This is a genomic window from Trinickia sp. (genome assembly GCF_051961175.1).
Lineage (GTDB): Bacteria > Pseudomonadota > Gammaproteobacteria > Burkholderiales > Burkholderiaceae > Trinickia.
Genome location: NZ_JBQCDN010000472.1, coordinates 1 through 20056, shown reverse-complemented (window position 1 = coordinate 20056; position 20056 = coordinate 1). Strand labels below are relative to the sequence as shown.

Sequence of the window (20056 nt, the reverse complement as noted above, 5' to 3'; positions counted from 1 at the left end):
AACCTTGCGCCCCCGGTCATCGCCTCGCCGTATTCCTTCACTGCGACACAATCAATCTTGACGCGCGGTTGCAAGCTGTCGTCAAGGCGGATAGCGTCGAGTTCAATTGCCTGGACCATCGCTCAATCGCTCCTCAATCCGAACCATTCAAGCCGTTGCTGAACCGTGCTGCCGCTGACGTACTGATGGCACCACGCCGACAGAATCAAGCGCTTCGTCGCAGTCCTCACACATCAACGCGCGCGGTCGGCTCGGCTTCGGTCGGCCGGGGCTTGCGTTTCGATGCTTTGGGGTGGGGCTTCGTGCGCTTGGGCTGCGGGCTGGCGTAGTCCTCAACGAGATCAGCCGGTAGCGCGCCGCTCAGGAGACGATCGCGTTTCGTCGTCCTGGTGTGCGCGGCACTCTCGGGCTGTGATCCGACTGCCACGCACGCTGGGGCCGTGGGACGATGGGACGTGCGTGCCGCGATCACAGCGTTCGCGCGTTGAAGCTTGCGTTGCAGCTGCTCGATCATTCGATCGCGTTTGGAGAGATTGCTTCGGAGCGTCTCGATCTCGTCCACGAGGGCGTCTTCGCGCGCGCTCAGCTCAGGCGCCACCGGCGCTGCCGTAGCAAGAACCGGATCGATCGCCTTCTGCCGTTCCGACTGCGACATGCGCCGTGCCCACTCGCGCTCGGCGTCGTCCGTGATGATGCGACGGCGACCGAGATGTAATTCATCAGGCCCGTCGCCCCGCTTCTTCAGTGCGTAGTAATGAACCTTGGAGACTTTGTATCGTTGGCAGAACTCAGCGACTGTACGAGGCATAACGAACCCCTCTTAATTCACCGATATTCGAACGAATATCGGTGAGAGGGAATGTAGGCCGGCCGAATCTGCCCGTCCTTACATTTATCCGGTCGCGATTTCCTGTTCTTTTTTCGGAGCCCAGCTTATCTGTTCTATTTTTGGACCCCGAAAAAAATGTATTGACAGTCAGCCGCGTTCGAGCCTCACGACCGCCTCAAACTCTTCGCGGTGATCGTAGTAGGCGGCGCTCACCCACGAACGCCCCCGATGAAATTGTTCTTCGGCCTGTTCCATCGCCTTGTCCCGAGGCATCCCCTGGGCAATCAGACGGCACACGAGAATGCAACATTGACGCTGCTGCTCCTCTGCGGTGGTCCAGTCCAGTTTGCTGCCCTTCGGCGCGAACACATACGGCACGGGGACGCGCCAGGCCTTAATATCGTCGGCATCGCGCGGACGCGCCATCAGCCGCCGTGCCACGAGGGCGGCGGCTTGTTCTTCAGTTGTGGGGTTCGGCTTCGCATCGACACGGCAGACAGTCCCGATTGCAAACACCTGGATCGCGATGTGCAGCGCCTCTTCACGCAGGGCGTTGACGGCCTCGATGGCCGCGCCGGGATCGCTGGCGCCATCGATGACGGCTCGAGCGGCGTCAATTGCGTCGAGCTTTACCTCCAGAGCATGGACAAGTTCAGCATAGTGGGGCGGGAAGCGTGGATCGTCGGGCATCATCTAACCTCCGCGAACAGTGAGGAAGCCAGATTAACACCGGCGAAGCAACATCAGAGCATGTTGGCGGCATCGAGCATGCGGCGGGTCTCTTTAGTACGTAGATGGCCGTAGTGCTTTTCGATCATCGCGACGGACGTGCCGGCGAGTGTGGCGACGACGAAGCTATCCATGCCCGCGAGGATCATTTCAGAAATCCCCGTATGGCGAAGCGTGTACATCACCACGTCATCGGGCAATCCCGCGTCAGTCACCGCCTGCCGGAAAACTTTTTTCCATGCATCCTTGTTCCAGCGTTGGCCATCCGCCCGCATCAGCAACGGCGCATTCCCGACCTTGCCCTTCACGCACTCGGCAAAGAACGCGAGTGCAGCACTGGATACCGCCACGGTGCGCCGCCCCGTCTTACCGTCCAGTGTTATCACGCCGTTCCACTTGTCGAAGTCCGCGACGTTCGCCGCTGCAATTTCGCCGCACCTGGCACCCGTGAGTAAAAGCGCCTTTGCCAATTGGCGCAGATCGTCCGTGCAGGCTTCGAGCAGCGCCTTGCGTTGCGGCGCATCGAGCACAGCCTTGCGCCGCTGACCTACGCCACGGAACGGGACGACGGTTTTCCAGCCCGCGTCAGTCGCAACGAGTCGGTCTTTCAGTGCGAGGTTCAGCGCCGCTTTCAGGCTTGCGAGGTTGCGGTTCGTACTGTCCTTCGCGCGGCGAAGGTCGTCTTCGTCTTCGTGACTGTCAGCGTCCACCAGTTTCGCAACCCATGCTTTCACATGCGATGCGCGCAGCTTGTCCAGCGCGATACGCCCGATGGAATCGTCGTCCACCAGTCGCCGAAAGCGGCCTTCGGCGTCCTGCGAGCTTGCCGCACCCTTGTGCAATTTCAGATGACCGACGTACAGCGCGCAGGCTTCCTTCACGGTCGTCTTTTTCGTGGTCACACCCTGTTCGACGCTGCGCGCCCATTCTTCGGCTTCGGCCTTTGCGTCGTCGTATGTCTCATGCCGGCCGAGCGCGTGATATTCCTGTTTGCCATGTTCGTTGCGGCGGCGGATGATCCAAGTACCCGCCCCCAAATCAGCCACGCGATAGCCGAGAAACAATCCAGCACTCAGCCGGGACCAATAGGGCTCGCGGCGCGCTCGAAGCGCAGCCCGGCCCGATCTCGAAGTTAGATTCGGGGCCTTCTTAGCATCCATGATTTTTCCGTACGGAAACTGTACGGAAATTCTACGCGAAATCTCGCGAACCTTGGCGAACTTTATCTTATTTAAAATCAATTACTTGCAAACCTCGCCGAACACCCAAAAATCCAAAATCCCGCCTTCACACGGCAGGGGTCACTGGTTCGATCCCAGTACTACCCACCAGGATTCGTGGGTGTAGATCACCGAAGATAAAAGGGTTACGGCTAAACACCGTAGCCCTTTTTCATTTCTGCTCGCCGCCTCGCGCGGCGTTTTGAGTCCCGCCGAGTCCTGCACGCGTCCTACGGTTTTTGCTTGGTTCGCCCCGAGCGGGATTGACCTGGCACTTAATTCCACCTTGCCGGACGCAAGCGGCAGGGTGCTCTGGCCGCGAAGCCCTACGAACTCTAGCAACACCACTGGATTGCCGCCACCTAGGCCGACGCCGTCTGCTTCGCGCCGGCCCGATAGCGCTCAACGCTCATCAAGTCGAGAACGACGTCGTGGTGGCCCACGCAGGCCGCACCGCGCCTGATCCATTTGGGTTAAAATATAGTCTCAAGTGGAACTGGAGAGAATCATGGCTCGTCCGGCAGTGAAGGTGACATCAACGGATCATAGAAAGGGCGCTCATCCGACCGAGACGTATGCTACCCGCGCCGGAAAAGCATCCGGTCGGGCGACGCCGACCGCTCCGTTCGACGTGCTGGACTTCCGAAAAGCGTACAGCTCGTCGAGCCTGGATCGCATCCAGGTGATCAAGGCTGGGATCTCCGCGAAAAAGGTGTACGACCTCGCCGGAGCGATGCACGTCAGCCAGGACGTGATGATGAAGCGCCTGGGGTTATCGAAATCGACCGTCAACCGAAAAGCTCAGGCAGGCGATACCCTGAGCATCGATCAGGGCGAACTCGTGCTCGGCATATCGAAGCTGATCGGTCTCGTTCAGACCATCGTCGACGAGTCAGGCGATCCCGATCTGGCGAAGGATTTCGTCGCGGCCGAGTGGCTTGAAGAATGGCTCTCGCAGCCGAATCCGGCTCTTGGCGGCGCATCGCCATCCATATATCTGGACACGCGCGAGGGGCAGGAGGTCATCAGCACACTGATCGCCCAGATGCAAAGCGGGGCGTACGCATGACGGTTCATCTCTGGCGCATTGCTACGCTGACAGCGGCATACCCGGCGGATGACATATCGGGTGCTGGCGCAAAGGCGACTGGCGGGCGCTGGAACACCAAGGGCGTAGCGGTACTCTACACGTCGCAGAACCGATCGCTGGCCTGCCTCGAGACGCTCGTTCACGCGGTCAGTGGCGCACTGCCTCTGAACCGGATCCTTGTGCGCATCGATGTGCCTGACGATGTATGGAAAGCGGCGACGTCGTTCGATCCGAAGACCCCGAAGAACGTTGGCTGGGACGTGGAGCCCGCAGGCATGGTCAGTATCAATGCGGGAACAGCCTGGGCGAATGGTCGTGCAAGCGCGCTTCTGATCGTGCCTTCCGTCATCGTCCCGGAAGAGATGAACGTGCTCATCAATCCGGCGCACGCAGACGCCGCGAAGATCAAGGCGACCAAGATCCGAAAGTGGACCTACGATCCGCGACTGAGGAAGTAGTACATGATGAGCAGAGGAACCGAGTTCGCCACTGTCGACCGCTGACCGCAAGAGGAACGAGCGCAGTCTACGTAGCAGCGACAATCGCTTCCCCTGCCGCGAGGCAATTGCCTCCCTCGTCGAGTGCCCTGCCGTCCCGGCCCGCAAGCGTCGATAGCAGGACGACGCCTTCCCGCGTTTGCACCGTGGCATCCTCACGCCCCATATTCAACGCGATCAAAAGCCGTCGATCGCCGAAGCGCCGCTCGTAAGTCAGCACGTTGCCATGCGCCGCGACGTTTTCGATCGAACCCTGGACGAGCGCCGCATGCCCGCGCCGCAGGCCCAACAAGCGACGACAGAGCGACAACATGCTCGATGCGTCGTCCTCTTGTTCGCGCACACTAGTCGTCGCGCTGACCGGCAGCCACGGCCGGCCGTTCGTAAAACCGCTGTTGGGCCGCGCGCTGTCCCATTGCATCGGCGTACGCTCGGGATCGCGCCCCTGCCCCACGCCCGGTTGCCGAAGTTCCGCAGGATCGCGAATCTCATCCCGGGCGATATGGCCATTCGTCATCCCGATTTCATCGCCGTAATACAGCGTCGGCGTGCCGCGCAGGGTCAGCAGCAACACCGCTGCCACGCGCGCTTGCACCGCGCCCACACGCGACGCCACCCGTGGGTTGTCGTGATTGCCGAGCACCCAGTTCGGCCATGCGTGTGCGGGTAACGCGCTGTTGTAATCCCGTATCAGATGCGCAATGTCGCTCGCGTTCCACCGTGCATTGAGCAGTTGGAAGTTGAACGGCATTTCGGCACCGTCGCCGTTCGGACCGTAGTACTTCACGAGTTGCGGGACGGGCAGATAGATCTCGCCAATCAGCACCCGTTCACCGTACTCGTCGAGCGTGGCGCGCATCGAGCGCACGATGTCGTGCACTTCCGGCTGATCCTCGGTGTAAGTCTGCAATTGTCGATGATGCTCCGGCTCGCCGGGCCGATAGGCCGGGTTCGGCGGATTGTCGCGAAACTGCGCGTCCTTGATCAGCAACCAAAGCACATCGACGCGGAATCCGTCGACGCCGCGATCCAGCCAGAAACGCAGCACCTCGTCCATCGCCCGGCGAACGTCGGGGTTGCGCCAGTTCAGATCGGGCTGTTCGCGCAAGAACGCATGGTAGTAGTACTGCCCCGTGCGCTCGTCCCACTCCCATGCCGTTCCGCCCATCCGGCTCAACCAGTTGTTGGGCGGGCCGCCGTCGGGTGCCGGGTCGCGCCAGAGATACCAATCGCGCTTCGGATTGTCTCGCGACGAACGGCTCGCTTCGAACCAGGGATGGCGGTCGGACGTGTGATTCGGCACGAAATCGAGCAGCACCTTGAGCCCAAGTCCATGGGCGTGGTCCACCAATTGCTCGAATTCGGCAAGCGTGCCGAACATGGGGTCAATATCGCAATAGTCGGCCACGTCGTAGCCGAAATCGGCCATAGGAGACGGGTAGATAGGCGAGATCCAGACAGCATCCACGCCCAACCTCACGACGTAGTCGAGACGCGCGGCGATGCCCGGCAGGTCGCCAATGCCATCGCCGTTGTTGTCCTGAAACGAGCGCGGATAGATCTGGTAGATGACGCCGCGTTGCCACCATTTCAGCTCCGACATGACCATTCCTCTCAACGATTCATCGCTTTGACGCCAATAGCAAACCGCATGTACAACGACCTCTGGTACAAAAATGCCATCATTTATTGCCTGTCGGTAGGCAGGTTCCTGGACGCGAACGGCGATGGCGTGGGCGACTTTCAGGGGCTCATGCGCCGGCTCGATTACCTGCAGGGGATGGGCGTGACGACGATCTGGCTGATGCCTTTTCAGCCCTCGCCGGGACGCGACAACGGCTACGACATCACGGACTATTACAACGTCGATCCGAAATACGGCACGCTCGGCGATTTCGCCGAATTCACGCACGCCTGCGACGAGCGCGGCCTGCGCGTCATCATCGATCTCGTGGTGAACCATACGTCTGACGAGCATCCGTGGTTTCAGTCAGCACGTAGCGATCCCGGTTCGAAATATCGTGACTGGTACGTCTGGTCGGACAGGAAACCGCCGCATGCGAAAGACGGCGTCGTCTTTCCGGGCGTTCAGAAATCGACATGGAGTTTCGACAAGGAGGCCAAGCGCTGGTATTTCCACCGCTTCTACGATTTTCAGCCGGATCTCGATACCTCCAATCCCTGGGTGCATGCCGAGTTGCTCAAGATCATGGGCTTTTGGGTTCAGCTGGGCGTGTCGGGGTTTCGCATGGATGCCGTGCCGTTTGTGATCTCGGCGAAGGGGCCGAAGGTACGAGAGCACATCGAGCAGTATGGGATGTTGCGCGCGTTTCGCGAATTTCTACAATGGCGCGAGGGCAATGCGATCATCCTGGCCGAGGCGAACGTCCTGCCCGATACCGATTTGAAATACTTCGGCGATGCGGGCGAGCGCTTGCCCATGATGTTCAACTTCCAGCTTAACCAGAACACCTTTTACACACTTGCTACTCACGACACGAAGCCGTTGAAACAAGCGCTCGTCGCAACGAAGCCTCGCCCGGCGAGCGCGCAATGGGGCGTATTCCTACGCAACCACGACGAACTCGATCTGGGCCGCCTGACGCCCGAGGCGCGCGAGGCGGTGTTCGCCGCATTCGCCCCCGAGCCGGACATGCAGCTTTATGGGCGCGGCATTCGCCGCCGACTTGCACCGATGCTCTCGGGCGATCGGCGCCGCCTGGAACTCGCCTACAGCCTGATGCTGAGCTTGCCGGGCACGCCCGTCATCCGTTACGGCGATGAGATCGGCATGGGTGACGATCTGCGTCGACCCGAACGCGAAAGCATGCGCACGCCGATGCAGTGGTCCGGCGAACCCCAGAGCGGCTTCACGAAACACCCCAAGCCGCCTGTGCCCGTCATTTCCAGCGGGGCTTATGGGTTTGAGCGCGTCAACGTCGCTAGCCAGCGGCGCGATCCTGATTCGTTTCTGAACTGGATGGAACGCATGATCCGCATGCGGCGCGAAATGCCGGAAATCGGCTGGGGCGACTTCGAAGTGCTGCGCACTTCTCGCAACGATGTGCTCGCGCTGCGGTACGACTGGCGCAACAACTCGGTGCTGTTCGTCCATAACTTCAGCGCGGAGGCCTGCACCGTGAGATTCCGCTCCGGCTGCAACGGGCCGGGCGACGAGCGGCTGATCAATGTGCTATCCGACGATCATAGTCAGGCTGGCGACGACGGCCGGCACGTCGTCGTGCTCGAGCCTTATGGATACCGGTGGTATCGCGTCGGCGGGCTCGATTATCTGCTGAGGCGCACGGAGGTATAGGTGTGCCGGCGCTGGCATAGGTGTGCTGGCCGCCACACTTTAGTGGGCGCTGCGCATCGCAATGCTCGCGGAGGCCCGCTGCATCATCGTACAAAGCTACGTACAATGACATCTGCATTCATCTGCTTCATCAAGGCTGCCCTCAGGGTAGCAAGAATGCGCATATGAAAAGCGTGCGGCATCTTCATCGGATGTCGTCCCCATCACGCACCGAACGGCAAAAACGTCGCTTTGGCCATTTTGGTCCGGAGCGTGTGAGCTAGACGCTTGTACCCGGGAGTCGGGCAGCAGGCAAGTGAGAAGCTAGATATGAACATCCTGACTTTCAGTGAGGCGCGAGCCGGCTTTAAGCAGGCTCTGGATGCGGTGTGCCGGGACCATGAGCCGACCGTGATTACCCGTCAGCGCGGGGAACACGTCGTCATGATTTCGCTTGAGGACTACAACAGCCTGCAGGAAACCCTGCACCTATTGGGCACTCCTGCGAACGCCGACCGACTTCGCCAATCCATTGCTGAGTTCAAGGCCGGCAAGACCTTCGTAAAGGAATTGCTGATCGATGACGCAGAAGAAGGCGAAAAACAAAGCCGCAGCGGTAAGTCGTTGTAAGGTCGCTTGGTCGACGAATGCTTGGGACGATTACCTGTATTGGCAGAAAACGAACCTCGCGATCGTCGCGGAGATCAACGGCCTGATTGAGGAAATTTCACGAGACCCGTTCAAGGGCACGGGTAAGCCAGAGCCATTAAAAGGCGACCTGACCGGATTCTGGTCACGTCGCATCACGAAAGCGGATCGCTTGGTGTGCATCGTCCAGGACTGCATCATCTACGTGATGCAGTGCCGATTCCACTACGACTGACACATTGCCCAGCAAGCACCGGCGGCGGTGCTTAAACCCTTCAACCGCCGCTCGCCGGCTGCAATTGCCATTGCAACACGGGATGACTCCCATTGGCTGGCATGGCCCACACGCCGTTCGGCGCGAAGTCGTACCCGGCGAATGACGAAGGCGTGCTCGTTTGCGCGGTCGTGAGCCCGTTCGAAGCCGAAACTGGATTGCCCCCGCCAAAGCCAGGAAACGGCGACGCATCCTTGTTCCAATATACGTCGCTCGTAATTGTGCCACTCACTCAATCAACCCATCAGCCCCCGGCGCTCCCTCCCCCAGCTCCGCGCCCGTCTCCGGATCGTGCGTTCGGTCGGACTTCAACCGTCGCTTCATCTCGTCGAGCGTCGTCCGCTCCTTCTCCGTCAGCTGCACCGCCGCCGATCCATCGCCGCCGTCCACCGGCACAGGGGGATTCTCGACGAGCTTCAACCCGCGCCCCTCGTTCCAAGGCCCGCGCTCAGGCGGCGCGCCCACCGACATCTTGAAATACGCTTCCGCGTACTCGGCGTCGGGCGCCAGTTTGCCCGGCGGAAAATTCGCCGTGATCGCATACAACGCCTTTTCGAACGACTTCTGGTGCGACACTTCGCGCGTCATCAAGAACCCCAGCGCCTCACGTACCCCGGGATCATCCGACACGTTAATCAACCGCTCGTAGATGATCTTCGCGCGCGCTTCGGCGGCGATGTTCGAACGCAAGTCCGCAGTCGGCTCGCCGATCGTATCGATGTAACCCGCGTTCCAAGGCACCCCAGCCGAATTCGTGAGCGGCGTGCCAGCACCGTAAAGCACCTGCGTCACATGACTATCGTTTCCGGCTCCATTCAGCTTGCGATATAGATCCGCCTGCCCGTCCACCGCCTCCGCCAGTTCCCCTTTCGCGCCGCGATTGAGCATCGCCACGATGGAGCCGATGATCTCCAAGTGGCTCAACTCCTCGGTCGCGATATCGAGCAACATGTCCTTGCGACCGGGATCTTCCTCGGTGATCGCCTGCGTGAAATAGCGCATCGCTGCCGCCAATTCGCCTTGCGGCCCGCCGAATTGCTCAAGTAGCAGATTTGCCAACCCCGGATCGGTCCGACCCACTCGGACCGTGTACTGCAACCGCTTGTTGTGCATGAACATGGGACCCCCTTTCTCAGTCGTGAATGAACGATGTGCCGCCCGCCAACGTTCGCAACGCGCATTCCTGAGACGTAACCGAAGCCACGCTAGCCGCATCCACCCAATGCTTGACTTTGTATCTTTAGATATATATCTTTAGATACATCGTCCATTTCCTGGGAGTTCTCCCATGCGACATCCCTTTCACGCATTCCAGCGTGCGTTCGCGCTTTCCGAGTTCGAACGCGGGCACGCTCACGCTCACGTGCATGCCCATGACGCCGAGTCGGGCCCGCACTACGGTCACGGGTACGGCCATCGTCGTGATGCTGCCGGCCAAGAGGTTCGCCACAGTTCGAGCGAAGGCAGGCACCACGACAGGCGGCACGGTGAGTCTTTGTTCCTGCATCGGCTATGGCACGCGATCGGCCGGCATCACCACCGCGGAGGCGGAGGGGGCGGAGCGTCGTTCTGGGGTGGCCGCGGCGATCGAGGATTCGGCGACGATGACAGCTTCACGCGCGGCCGCAAGTTCAGCGGCGAAGATCTGCAGTTGATGCTGCTCGCGCTGATCGCCGAAGCACCCCGTCACGGCTACGAACTGATCAAGGAACTCGAGACGCGCTCGAACGGTTTCTATGCGCCGAGCCCCGGCATGGTCTACCCCGCGCTGACTTATCTTGAAGAGCTGGGCTTCGTCACGGTGCAGCAAGAAGGCAATCGCAAACGCTACGAGATCGCGGAGGCTGGCAAAGCGCATCTGGCCGCGAACCGCGATCAAGTCGACATGATTCTCGCCAAGCTCAGTTTCGTCGCTCACAAGATGGAATCGATGCGGCGCGCCTACGCGGCACAGGAAGATGACGAGGGCGGTCGCGATGCCGGTTGGCATCCGAAGCTGCGTCAAGCGAAGTACGCCCTCAAGCTGGCCCTGCTGCGTCGTATCGATGCCGATGAAAGCGAACAGTTGCGCGTCGCGCAGATCCTGCTGCGCGCCGCCGAGGAAATCGAAGGCAACGCGGCGGCCGGCTCGGCGCCGCAAAACACGAAAGAAGCGTAACGTGTCACGCGCGCAGGGGCCTGCGCGTCAAATCAACCGAAGCAACCACGAAGGCACCGGCGGCCATTCGAAGCCGCCGGTCAGCCAACCGCTCGTCGATAAGGATTCGAACAACTATGTATGCATTGCCTCAAGCACGAGAGCGGCGTTTGATCTGGCTGCTCGCGCTCGTGCAATTCACGCTCATCATGGACTTCATGGTCATGATGCCGCTCGGCCCGCAGATCATGACGGCCTTCAGCATCTCGCCATCGAAGTTCGCGGCAGCTGTCTCGGCCTACTCATGGTGTTCGGGACTCTCGGCGTTGCTCGCGGCGACCTATATCGATCGCTTCGATCGCCGTAAGCTGCTGCTCGTCGCCTATCTGCTGTTCGCGCTGTCGAACGTCGCTTGCGCCTGCGCAACAACCTATCCGCTCCTGCTCGCCAGCCGTGCGTTCGCCGGCATCACGGGCGGCGTACTCGGGGCCGGCGTCATGGCCATCGTCGCCGACATCGTCCCCGTCGAGCGGCGCGGCGCCGCCACCGGCATCATCATGACGGGCTTCTCGATGGCCGCCATCGCGGGTGTACCCGCCGGCGTGATGATCGGTGCGTACTTCCATTGGTCCGCACCGTTCTGGCTGCTCGGCGCGCTCACGCTGACGATCGCCTGGGCCACCGCGCGCATCGTGCCTTCGCTGTCCGAGCATTTGTCGAGACGCGCGCCGGCGCTGGCCGATACGCTGCCGGCGCTCGGACGGCTGCTGACCTATCCGCGCCATGTGCGGGCCTTCGCGTTGACGTTTCTGCTCATGCTCGCGCATATGCTCGTGATTCCGTTCATCTCTCCGATGCTCGTCGCGAATCACAGCGTGGCGCCGGGCCATATCTCGCTGCTTTATATGGCTGGCGGTGGCGCGACGTTCTTCACCTCGCGCGCCATCGGCCGGCTCGCCGATCGAATCGGGCATCGCGTCGTGTTTCGCTTTTTCGGGGTGTTGGCGCTCGCCCCCGTGCTCGTGGTCACGCATCTGCCCAATGTTCCGTTCTGGGTCATGGTGCCCGGGTTCGCGCTCTTCCTGGTCATTTCGTCCGGGCGCATCGTGCCGATGCAGGCGATCCTCACGACCGTACCCGACGCGAAACATCGCGGCGCATTCCTCAGCGCGAACGGCGCGGTGCAATCGCTAGGAACAGGCTGTGGTGCATGGCTCGGCGGCCTGATGCTCTCGACCGATGCGGCGGGACACATCGTCGGCTATGGCTTGAATGGATGGGTCTCCGTGGTACTGGCGTCGCTCGCGCTCGTGTGGGTGGGGCAAGTGCGCAGCGCCGGTGCCCACGCAATCACGTCGAACGCATTGAGCACCCCGAGCCCATCGGCGTCGACACCCGCATCGGAGCTGGCCGGAGAAGCCTGACGCCGCGACAGCAGGGCTCGCTGCGCCGCGCTGTGCGCAGCCAGCCCGGATTTCATCGAAGAGCGGAACGGAGATGTCATGCGAACGCATCCGCTGCTCCGCTCTGTTTAACGCAACGGCAAACGCATCTCCAAGCGCATCTTCAAGCGCTGCGCCGCCCTTCCTCCGCCGCCTCTTTCTCCCGCTCCCCGGCCGCACGCGCCAGCACAGGAATCAGTGCCTGCCCCGTGTGACTCTCGCGTACACCCGAAAGCGTTTCGGGATCGCAAGCCGCGACGATCGTCCCACCGCCTGCGCCACCCTCCGGCCCAAGATCGATGATCCAATCGGCTTCGGCGATCACGTCGAGGTCGTGTTCGATGACGATAACGCTATGGCCTCCATCCACGAGACGATGCAGCACGCGAATCAGCCGCGCGACATCGGCCATGTGCAGGCCCACCGTCGGTTCGTCGAGCACGTACAGCGTATGCGGCGCCTTCTGCCCGCGCCGCGTGACGTCGTCCCTGACCTTCGCCAGTTCCGTCACGAGCTTGATCCGCTGTGCCTCGCCGCCCGATAGCGTCGGCGACGGCTGCCCAAGCGTGAGATACCCCAGGCCCACGTCTTTCATCAACTGCAACGGATGTGCAATGCTCGGCATCGGCGCGAAGAATTCGACCGCCTCGTCGATCTCCATCGTCAGCACGTCGCCGATGTTTTTGCCGCGCCACGTCACCGCCAGCGTTTCGGGATTGAAGCGCTGGCCGTGACACACGTCGCACGGCACCTTCACGTCCGGCAGGAAGCTCATGCCGATCGTGCGCACGCCCTGCCCTTCGCACGCCGGGCAACGGCCATCGCCCGTATTGAACGAGAAGCGCGAAGCGGCATAACCGCGCGCCCTGGCTTCGAGCGTTTCGGCAAAGAGCTTGCGAATGGTGTCCCATACGCCGATATACGTGGCCGGACACGAGCGCGGGGTCTTGCCGATCGGCGTTTGATCGACTTCGAGCACGCGGTCGATCGCCTCGAATCCGCTGATCGACGCGCACCCCTGCCAGCGATGCGTGACGCTCAAAGGGGCCCGGGCGACACTCGCCGTCGCGTGCCGGCTCGGTTGCGCGCGCGCTTTCTTGGTGGCGGTGGCATTTGCTCCTTCTTCCGCTGCGCGTCGGGCGCGGCGCGTGGCCGGCGACGACAGCACCGAACGACCCACCGCATCGAGCAAGTTCGTCATCAGAACGTCGCGGGCGAGCGTCGATTTGCCCGACCCCGATACGCCCGTCACGGCGACGAGCCGTGCCAGCGGAATGCGCGCCGTCACGTCGCGCAGATTGTGCAGCGACGCGCCATGCACGGTCAGCCATCGCTCCGGCACCGCCGACTTGGGATCGGCGTGCACTTCACGACGCGGCTGCAACGGATGCACGATCGGGCGCGCGAGAAATTGCCCCGTCAGCGAATCGGCATGCGCCGCCAAGTCCTGCACACCGCCTTCGGCGACAAGTCGGCCGCCACGCTTGCCCGCACCCGGTCCGATATCGATGATGTGGTCAGCGCGGCGGATCGTGTCTTCGTCGTGTTCGACGACGACGAGCGTGTTGCCCTTGTCGCCGAGTTGATGCAGCGCGTCGAGCAAGATCCGATTGTCGCGCGGATGCAGGCCGATCGTCGGTTCATCGAGCACGTAGCACACGCCCTGCAAGTTGCTGCCGAGCTGCGCGGCGAGACGAATACGCTGCGCTTCACCGCCCGACAGGCTCGGCGCCGCCCGATCGAGACTCAGATAGCCAAGCCCGACTTCTTCGAGAAAACGCAGGCGGCTGGCGATTTCGCTCACGACGTCGCGCGCGATCTGCGCATCGCGGCCCGATAACGAGATCGCATCGATCCAGGCGCGTGTATCGGAGACGGTCCAACGCCCGACGTCGACGATCGAGCGGCCATCGAACTGCACGGCGCGCGCGGCGTCGTTCAGCCGCGTGCCGTGGCAATCGGGGCACGGGGTGTCGCTCACACCCTCGACCTCCTGTTCCTCCGATGGCAGCGTTTGCTCTCGTCCGCGATTATCGTCGGCACCTAATACCGTATCGTCGTACGCGGCCCGCTGTTCGCGCGTCAAAGCGAGCCCCGTGCCCACGCAACTCGTGCACCAGCCGTGCTTGCTGTTGTACGAGAACATGCGCGGATCGAGTTCGGGATAGCTCGTGCCGCACATCGGACACGCACGCTTCACCGACAGCACTTCCATTTCGCCGATGCCGAGCGTCGAGCGCTTGGCCGCCAAGGCATCGGACAAGCCATCGAGCGGGGCCAGCAAATGCACGATGCCCTTGCCGAGTTCGAGCGTCGCATCGAGTGCGCGGCGCAATTCGCCCTCGTTGTCGGCCGACACCACGAGATCGGCAACCGGCAACTCGATCGTATGCTCGCGGAACCGTTCGAGCTTCGGCCACGGGTCGACGGGTAGAAACTCGCCGTCGACGCGCAGATGCGTATAGCCGCGTGCCTTCGCCCACTTCGCCAGATCGGTATAGACGCCCTTGCGGTTGACCACCAGCGGCGCGAAGAACCCCACGTGTTCGCCCGCATAGTCACGCAGCAATTGCGCAGCGATCGATTCCGCACTTTGCGGCTTGACGGGCGTGCCATCGTGCACGCAGTGCTGCATGCCGAGCTTCACATAGAGCAGCCGTAGGAAATGCCAGACTTCGGACGTCGTCGCCACCGTGCTTTTGCGGCCGCCGCGCGAGAGGCGCTGCTCGATCGCCACGGTCGGCGGAATCCCGTAGACGGCATCGACTTCCGGCCGCCCCGCGGGCTGCACGATCGAACGCGCATAGGCGTTGAGCGATTCGAGGTAACGCCGCTGGCCCTCGTGGAACAGAATGTCGAACGCAAGGGTCGATTTGCCCGAGCCCGATACGCCCGTCACGACGTTGAATTTGCCGTGCGGAATATCGACGTTCAAGCTCTTCAGGTTGTGCTCGCGCGCGTTGACGATCCGCACGACATCGTCACCCTCGACCGCCCGCCGTGCACGCGCCGCGGCGAGGGCCGCTTGCAGCGGCACACCGGCGGCCGCCTGTTGCGTCTCGCCTTCCCCCAATGTCTCGTCGTAGTGCTTCAGCGCGCGCCCGGTGTGGGACGCTTCGCATGCCTTGATATCGTCCGGCGTGCCGACCGCCACCACGAGCCCGCCTTCATCTCCGCCTTCGGGACCGAGATCGATGATCCAATCGGCCGCGCGAATCACGTCCAAGTTGTGCTCGATGACAATCAGCGAATGGCCGCGCGCGAGCAGCTTGCCGAAGGCGCGCATCAGTTTGGCGATGTCGTCGAAATGCAGGCCCGTCGTGGGCTCGTCGAACATGAATAGACGTCCACCCGGCGTCGATTCGGCACCGATCTTGCCGCCCGTTTCCGCAAGAAAGCCCGCCAACTTGAGCCGCTGCGCCTCACCCCCCGAGAGGGTCGGCACCGGCTGGCCCAGCTTCACGTACTCGAGCCCGACGTCGACGATCGGCTGCAGCACGCGCAGGACATCGGCATCCGCGGCGAATAGGTTCACCGCTTCGCTAACGGTCAGCTCGAGGACATCGGCGATCGAAAGCGCACGTGAAGGTGTGCCCCGTTCAATGGTCACATCGAGCACCTCTGCGCGGTAGCGGCGCCCGTCGCAATCCGGACAGCGCAGATACACGTCGGACAGGAACTGCATTTCGACGTGCTCGAAGCCCGACCCGCCGCAGGTGGGGCAACGGCCATCGCCCGAATTGAAGCTGAATGTGCCGGCCGCGTAGCCTCGTTGCAATGCCAGCGGCGCTTTTGCGAAGAGCTTGCGGATTTCGTCGAAGGCGCCGACATAGCTCGCGGGATTCGAGCGCGCCGTCTTACCGATCGGCGATTGGTCGACGAATACCGCGTCTTCGATCAACTGAGCCCCGATCAACGCGCGGTGCGCGCCGGGCGCTTCGGTCGCTCGCCCCAGAAAGCGGGCGAGCGCCGGGTTGAGCACGTCCTGGACGAGGGTGGATTTGCCCGAGCCCGAGACGCCCGTCACACAGACGAGCCGCGCCAGCGGAATCTCGATCGTCACATCGCGCAGGTTATGTTCACTCGCACCCTCGAGCACGAGCCGAGGCGTGTCCGCCTCGACGGGCCGCCGCGCCCAATGCGCCGCATCGGCCACGCGCCGGCGCGCGCCAAGGTATTCGCCCGTCAGCGTCGGTGCCGAGCGGATATCGGCCGGCGTGCCGTCGAAAACGATCGAGCCGCCGCGTTCGCCAGGCCCGGGGCCCATATCGATGAGACGATCGGCCGCGAGCATCACCGAGGGATCGTGCTCCACGACGACAAGCGTATTGCCCGCATCGCGCAGACGCCGCATCGCTTCGACGATTCGATCGAGATCGCGCGGATGCAGCCCGATGCTCGGTTCGTCGAGCACGAACAGCGTTTTCGTGAGCGAGGTGCCGAGCGCCGTCGTCAAGTTGATGCGCTGCACTTCGCCGCCCGACAGCGTTCGGCTTTGGCGATCGAGCGTCAGGTAGCCGAGGCCGACGTCGCACAAGTACCGTAGCCGCGTGCGCACTTCTGCGACGAGTAACTTCAACGCATCGTCGAGCAGCGCGCTCGGCAGCGTCATCTCGTCAAAAAACCGGCGAATGCGTCCGATCGGCATCAGCATCAAGTCATGGACGGTCAGCCCGGGCAGTGCTTCCAACTGTGCACGCGTCCACGTCACGCCATGCGGCATGAAACGCGCCGCCGGGGCCAGCACGGCATCGGCGTTGGCTTTCGTGCCGAGACGCCACAGCAGCGATTCCGTCTTCAGGCGCGCACCGCCGCACGTCTCGCAAGGCGTATAGCTGCGGTACTTCGACAAGAGCACGCGAATGTGCATCTTGTACGCCTTCGATTCCAGGTAGTTGAAGAAACGCCGCACGCCATACCACTCGCGCTGCCATTCGCCGTTCCAGTCGGGCGAGCCGTTGATGACCCAGTCGCGCTCGGCGTCCGTCAGCTCGGCCCACGGCGTCGTGGTGCGGATGCGCGCACGCGCGCCATAGCGCATGAGGTCGTCCTGACACTCCTTCCAAGCCGGCGTTTGCATGGGCTTGATGGCGCCGCCCGCGAGCGTCTTGCGCACATCGGGAATCACGAGCCCGAGATCGACGCCGATCACGCGGCCGAAACCGCGACAGGCGTCGCACGCGCCGTAGGCCGAGTTGAACGAGAACAGTCCCGGCTGTGGATCGGCGTAGCGCAGATCGCTTTCTGGGCAGTGCAAACCTGTCGAAAAACGCCAAATGCGCGGCGCTTGCTCGCCGGTATCGCCATTGCCATCGCCGTCGGCCAGCACGTAGACGTTCACCCGCCCGGCGCCGCGCTTGAGCGAAGCTTCGATCGCTTCGACCACCCGGGCCTTGTCCGTCTTGCTCAAGCGAAAGCGGTCGGCCACGACGTCGAGCACCTTGCGCGCGCCGGCCGGCGTCATCACTTCGCGTTCCGCTTGCACGCGCGTGTAGCCGCTGGCCGACAACCACTGCCCGACTTCGTCGGCGCTCGTCTGTTCGGGCAACTCGACGGGGAACGTGACGACCAGCCGTTCGTCGCGCTCGGTGGTGCGCGCCACGAGTTCGGCGTAAATCGTCTCGGGCGTGTCATGGCGCACGGCGTCGGCCGTCGCTTTGTCGAAGAGCTGGGCGGCCCGAGCGTAGAGCAGCTTCAGATGATCGTTGAGCTCCGTCATCGTACCGACCGTCGAACGCGAGCTGCGCACGGGGTTCGTCTGATCGATCGCAATGGCCGGCGGCACGCCATCGACACGGTCGACCTGCGGACGATCCATCCGATCGAGAAATTGCCGGGCATAAGCGCTGAACGTTTCGACATAGCGCCGCTGCCCCTCGGCATACAGCGTGTCGAAAACGAGGCTCGATTTCCCCGAACCCGACGGCCCCGTCACGACGGCCATCTCGCCCGTACGAAGATCGAGATCGATATTTTTGAGATTGTGTTGACGAGCTCCGCGAATGCGGATGACGCCGGAAGTCATGAGACGTGTCCTTTCTACGCGCTATATCGAACGATGCGCGCCCTCGTTTCGAGATAAGAAAGCGCGCCAGGGGTGCAATGATAGTCCTGTGCGGCCGAGTTAGCCGGCCGCACGCCGAGCGATTTTGGTTTGTTCGAGGATGGGCCCTATCGCGCACCGGACGGGCGCAATTGGTCGATGAAGAACAGGTAAATTAGTGACAGCCACTGACGAAAATACCCGCGGCGGGCCCGAATGCCGCTGACGTCACGCTGAGCGCCAAGTACGGCGGCCGGGCAAAGCCGGGCCTCTGAGACAGCGGCGATGCGCTGATGCCGGCTCTACGCGCTGGCCTTGATTCGTTTCCTGGACAACGCGTCCGCCACGCGCGCTTTGAGAACCGGAAGCAGCTCGCGCTCGAACCACGGATGGTGCTTGAACCAGCCCTGGTTGCGCGGCGAAGGATGCGGCAACGGCACGCGCGAAGGACCGTACTCGCGCCACGCGGCGACGGTCTCGGTCAGACTCGCGCGACGCTCGGCGCCGAGAAAGCGTTGCTGCGCATACGCGCCGACAAGCAAGGTCAACTCGATGTGCGGCATTTCGGCCAGCACGCGCTCGAGCCACAATTCGGCACATTCGCGCCGGGGCGGCAAATCGCCGGACGGGCCGCGCCCGGGATAGCAGTAGCCCATCGGCACGAGGGCCACGCAATCGGGATCGTAAAAGCGTTCGGGACCCATCCCCATCCAGTCGCGCAGGCGCTGGCCGCTCTTGTCATCCCACGGTATTCCCGACGCATGCACGCGCGCCCCCGGTGCCTGGCCGATGATGAGTACGCGCGCCTCGCGCCCCACCTGCAACACGGGCCTCGGCCCGTGCGGCAAATGCGCCTCGCAGGCGCGGCAGGCGCGGATTTCCGTGAGCAGGGTTTCCAGACGAACTTGGGGCGATCGAGACATCGGTGCCATTCAATGATGCGCGAGCTTGCGCGCCAGATAGTCGCGCAGCACGACGGCCTGATTGTGCTCGCGGTCGCGCGCGCCGAACAACAGGGTAACGCGCCCGTGCTTGGCTGCATCGACGATCGGCTGCCAAGCGGCCGGATTGGCGTCGAGCTCGGCGCAGTAACGCTCGGTAAATGTTTCCCAGCGCGCAGGATCATGATCGAACCAGCGTCGCAACTCGGTGCTGGGCGCGACGTCGCGCAACCAGGCCTCAACTTGCAACGATTCCTTCTTGACCCCGCGCGGCCACATCCGATCGACGAGAAAACGTGTACCGCCGTCCGAGCCGAGCTCATCGTACGCCCTGGCTATCTCGATTCGAGCCTGCTTCATGGCCTACCTCCCTCGCGTGCCCGCGTGCCCAGGTGCCGGCAGCGCACAAACGGCGTCGCCGCACCGTGCTTCGCCCCGGGCGTCGTCCGATTACGCCCGCCGCAGCGACAAGATAGCCCGAAAAGCCTGCCGATCAAACCTGACGCAGTGTCGCGTCGAGCGCATGGGCGGAGGTTCGGTCGCCGTCAGTTGCGATTGTCGTGCGAAAAATCGTCTGGCGATTGTGACCCGCCGCGGCCGGCGAGTCCCACAGCAATTCCACCTGCGAGCGCCGTGCCCACCCGCGCGCGCGGACCGGCGCCACCCCGCCCTGCGCCGCCGGTGCCGGAGCGCCATCCGCCGTCTGAGCGGTCGGGCGCGCGCGTTCGCCCGCGCGCGCGATCGGCCATTTAACCGATAGCTCACGTGCGGCGTATTGCCCCAGCGGCCGGCGTTCCCCCCATACGACCACGGTGCGGGTGACGGCATGGAGCGACCCCGGGTAGCGGCCGATGGCGAAGCGCCGCGCGGCGGCGTTGGTCCTCCAGAGGGCGCGCGGCCGGCAGATCCAA

At 62.9% G+C, this 20056-nt stretch carries 16 protein-coding genes and 1 pseudogene; 7 read left to right on the top strand and 10 right to left on the bottom strand.

All coding sequences use genetic code 11. The annotated features are described in order from the left end of the window. Nucleotides 1–226: 226 nt before the first annotated feature. The 3 genes from ACTHL0_RS26925 to ACTHL0_RS26915 all read right to left on the bottom strand — a co-directional run bounded on the left by ACTHL0_RS26925 (nucleotide 227) and on the right by ACTHL0_RS26915 (nucleotide 2718). On the bottom strand, nucleotides 227–808 hold the full coding sequence (locus ACTHL0_RS26925; RefSeq protein WP_440570179.1) for a hypothetical protein: 582 nt from the start codon (nucleotides 806–808) through the stop codon (nucleotides 227–229). A gap of 168 nt (nucleotides 809–976) precedes the next feature. Beyond that, nucleotides 977–1522 (bottom strand): hypothetical protein, encoded by a 546-nt coding sequence (locus ACTHL0_RS26920; protein WP_440570177.1) that lies wholly within the window; start codon nucleotides 1520–1522, stop codon nucleotides 977–979. Nucleotides 1523–1572: 50 nt separating this feature from the next. Beyond that, a complete protein-coding gene (locus tag ACTHL0_RS26915; RefSeq protein WP_440570176.1) occupies nucleotides 1573–2718 on the bottom strand; it encodes a tyrosine-type recombinase/integrase in 1146 nt (381 codons plus the stop codon). A gap of 568 nt (nucleotides 2719–3286) precedes the next feature. Between ACTHL0_RS26915 and ACTHL0_RS26910 the strand changes: the two genes are divergently transcribed. After that, a complete protein-coding gene (locus ACTHL0_RS26910; RefSeq protein ID WP_440570175.1) occupies nucleotides 3287–3847 on the top strand; it encodes an antitoxin Xre-like helix-turn-helix domain-containing protein in 561 nt (186 codons plus the stop codon). Further along, nucleotides 3844–4326 carry an RES family NAD+ phosphorylase gene (locus tag ACTHL0_RS26905; protein ID WP_440570174.1) on the top strand — a complete coding sequence of 161 codons (483 nt, stop codon included), beginning with the start codon at nucleotides 3844–3846 and terminating at the stop codon, nucleotides 4324–4326. The genes ACTHL0_RS26910 and ACTHL0_RS26905 overlap by 4 nt, the downstream gene beginning before the upstream one ends. Before the next feature lie 67 nt (nucleotides 4327–4393). Here ACTHL0_RS26905 and ACTHL0_RS26900 read toward each other — a convergent pair whose 3' ends face one another. Further along, nucleotides 4394–5968 carry an alpha-amylase family glycosyl hydrolase gene (locus ACTHL0_RS26900; RefSeq protein ID WP_440570173.1) on the bottom strand — a complete coding sequence of 525 codons (1575 nt, stop codon included), beginning with the start codon at nucleotides 5966–5968 and terminating at the stop codon, nucleotides 4394–4396. A gap of 48 nt (nucleotides 5969–6016) precedes the next feature. Here ACTHL0_RS26900 and ACTHL0_RS26895 point away from each other — a divergent pair, with 48 nt between their 5' ends. The 3 genes from ACTHL0_RS26895 to ACTHL0_RS26885 all read left to right on the top strand — a co-directional run bounded on the left by ACTHL0_RS26895 (nucleotide 6017) and on the right by ACTHL0_RS26885 (nucleotide 8543). Continuing rightward, nucleotides 6017–7681: an alpha-amylase family protein gene (locus tag ACTHL0_RS26895; protein ID WP_440570172.1), complete on the top strand. Its 1665-nt coding sequence runs from the start codon at nucleotides 6017–6019 to the stop codon at nucleotides 7679–7681. Between the two features lie 309 nt (nucleotides 7682–7990). Further along, nucleotides 7991–8290, top strand: a complete 300-nt coding sequence (locus tag ACTHL0_RS26890) for a type II toxin-antitoxin system Phd/YefM family antitoxin (protein WP_440570171.1) — start codon at nucleotides 7991–7993, stop codon at nucleotides 8288–8290. After that, nucleotides 8241–8543 carry a Txe/YoeB family addiction module toxin gene (locus tag ACTHL0_RS26885; RefSeq protein WP_440570170.1) on the top strand — a complete coding sequence of 101 codons (303 nt, stop codon included), beginning with the start codon at nucleotides 8241–8243 and terminating at the stop codon, nucleotides 8541–8543. Before ACTHL0_RS26890 ends, ACTHL0_RS26885 begins: the two co-directional genes overlap by 50 nt. A gap of 40 nt (nucleotides 8544–8583) precedes the next feature. Here ACTHL0_RS26885 and ACTHL0_RS26880 read toward each other — a convergent pair whose 3' ends face one another. Then, nucleotides 8584–8814: a hypothetical protein gene (locus ACTHL0_RS26880; RefSeq protein ID WP_440570169.1), complete on the bottom strand. Its 231-nt coding sequence runs from the start codon at nucleotides 8812–8814 to the stop codon at nucleotides 8584–8586. After that, nucleotides 8811–9701, bottom strand: coding sequence for a manganese catalase family protein (locus tag ACTHL0_RS26875; protein WP_440570168.1), 891 nt, complete (start codon nucleotides 9699–9701; stop codon nucleotides 8811–8813). Before ACTHL0_RS26875 ends, ACTHL0_RS26880 begins: the two co-directional genes overlap by 4 nt. Before the next feature lie 169 nt (nucleotides 9702–9870). On the opposite strand from ACTHL0_RS26875, the gene ACTHL0_RS26870 reads away from it, so the two are divergent. Together ACTHL0_RS26870 and ACTHL0_RS26865 are read left to right on the top strand one after the other, a co-directional pair. Next, entirely contained in the window at nucleotides 9871–10740 is an 870-nt protein-coding gene (locus ACTHL0_RS26870; RefSeq protein WP_440570167.1) for a PadR family transcriptional regulator, read from the top strand. A 116-nt stretch (nucleotides 10741–10856) separates the two neighbouring features. Beyond that, complete coding sequence (locus tag ACTHL0_RS26865) at nucleotides 10857–12143, top strand: MFS transporter (RefSeq protein WP_440570166.1); 1287 nt, start codon at nucleotides 10857–10859, stop codon at nucleotides 12141–12143. Nucleotides 12144–12285: 142 nt separating this feature from the next. Here the strand turns inward: ACTHL0_RS26865 and uvrA are convergent, their stop codons facing one another. The 4 genes and pseudogenes from uvrA to ACTHL0_RS26845 all read right to left on the bottom strand — a co-directional run. Continuing rightward, nucleotides 12286–18186: an excinuclease ABC subunit UvrA gene (gene uvrA, locus ACTHL0_RS26860; protein WP_440570165.1), complete on the bottom strand. Its 5901-nt coding sequence runs from the start codon at nucleotides 18184–18186 to the stop codon at nucleotides 12286–12288. A gap of 320 nt (nucleotides 18187–18506) precedes the next feature. After that, nucleotides 18507–19127 (bottom strand): uracil-DNA glycosylase family protein, encoded by a 621-nt coding sequence (locus ACTHL0_RS26855; protein WP_440570164.1) that lies wholly within the window; start codon nucleotides 19125–19127, stop codon nucleotides 18507–18509. A gap of 9 nt (nucleotides 19128–19136) precedes the next feature. Further along, nucleotides 19137–19505, bottom strand: a complete 369-nt coding sequence (locus ACTHL0_RS26850) for a DUF488 domain-containing protein (RefSeq protein ID WP_440570163.1) — start codon at nucleotides 19503–19505, stop codon at nucleotides 19137–19139. A gap of 133 nt (nucleotides 19506–19638) precedes the next feature. Next, nucleotides 19639–20056 (bottom strand): annotated as a pseudogene (locus ACTHL0_RS26845) (hypothetical protein); the annotation flags it as partial.

Coding starts and splice junctions, on each gene's coding strand:
- ACTHL0_RS26925 (WP_440570179.1), bottom strand. CDS start 808: ATGCCTCGTACAGTCGCTGAGTTCTGCCAACGATACAAAGTCTCCAAG.
- ACTHL0_RS26920 (WP_440570177.1), bottom strand. CDS start 1,522: ATGATGCCCGACGATCCACGCTTCCCGCCCCACTATGCTGAACTTGTC.
- ACTHL0_RS26915 (WP_440570176.1), bottom strand. CDS start 2,718: ATGGATGCTAAGAAGGCCCCGAATCTAACTTCGAGATCGGGCCGGGCT.
- ACTHL0_RS26910 (WP_440570175.1), top strand. CDS start 3,287: ATGGCTCGTCCGGCAGTGAAGGTGACATCAACGGATCATAGAAAGGGC.
- ACTHL0_RS26905 (WP_440570174.1), top strand. CDS start 3,844: ATGACGGTTCATCTCTGGCGCATTGCTACGCTGACAGCGGCATACCCG.
- ACTHL0_RS26900 (WP_440570173.1), bottom strand. CDS start 5,968: ATGTCGGAGCTGAAATGGTGGCAACGCGGCGTCATCTACCAGATCTAT.
- ACTHL0_RS26895 (WP_440570172.1), top strand. CDS start 6,017: ATGTACAACGACCTCTGGTACAAAAATGCCATCATTTATTGCCTGTCG.
- ACTHL0_RS26890 (WP_440570171.1), top strand. CDS start 7,991: ATGAACATCCTGACTTTCAGTGAGGCGCGAGCCGGCTTTAAGCAGGCT.
- ACTHL0_RS26885 (WP_440570170.1), top strand. CDS start 8,241: ATGACGCAGAAGAAGGCGAAAAACAAAGCCGCAGCGGTAAGTCGTTGT.
- ACTHL0_RS26875 (WP_440570168.1), bottom strand. CDS start 9,701: ATGTTCATGCACAACAAGCGGTTGCAGTACACGGTCCGAGTGGGTCGG.
- ACTHL0_RS26870 (WP_440570167.1), top strand. CDS start 9,871: ATGCGACATCCCTTTCACGCATTCCAGCGTGCGTTCGCGCTTTCCGAG.
- ACTHL0_RS26865 (WP_440570166.1), top strand. CDS start 10,857: ATGTATGCATTGCCTCAAGCACGAGAGCGGCGTTTGATCTGGCTGCTC.
- uvrA (WP_440570165.1), bottom strand. CDS start 18,186: ATGACTTCCGGCGTCATCCGCATTCGCGGAGCTCGTCAACACAATCTC.
- ACTHL0_RS26855 (WP_440570164.1), bottom strand. CDS start 19,127: ATGTCTCGATCGCCCCAAGTTCGTCTGGAAACCCTGCTCACGGAAATC.
- ACTHL0_RS26850 (WP_440570163.1), bottom strand. CDS start 19,505: ATGAAGCAGGCTCGAATCGAGATAGCCAGGGCGTACGATGAGCTCGGC.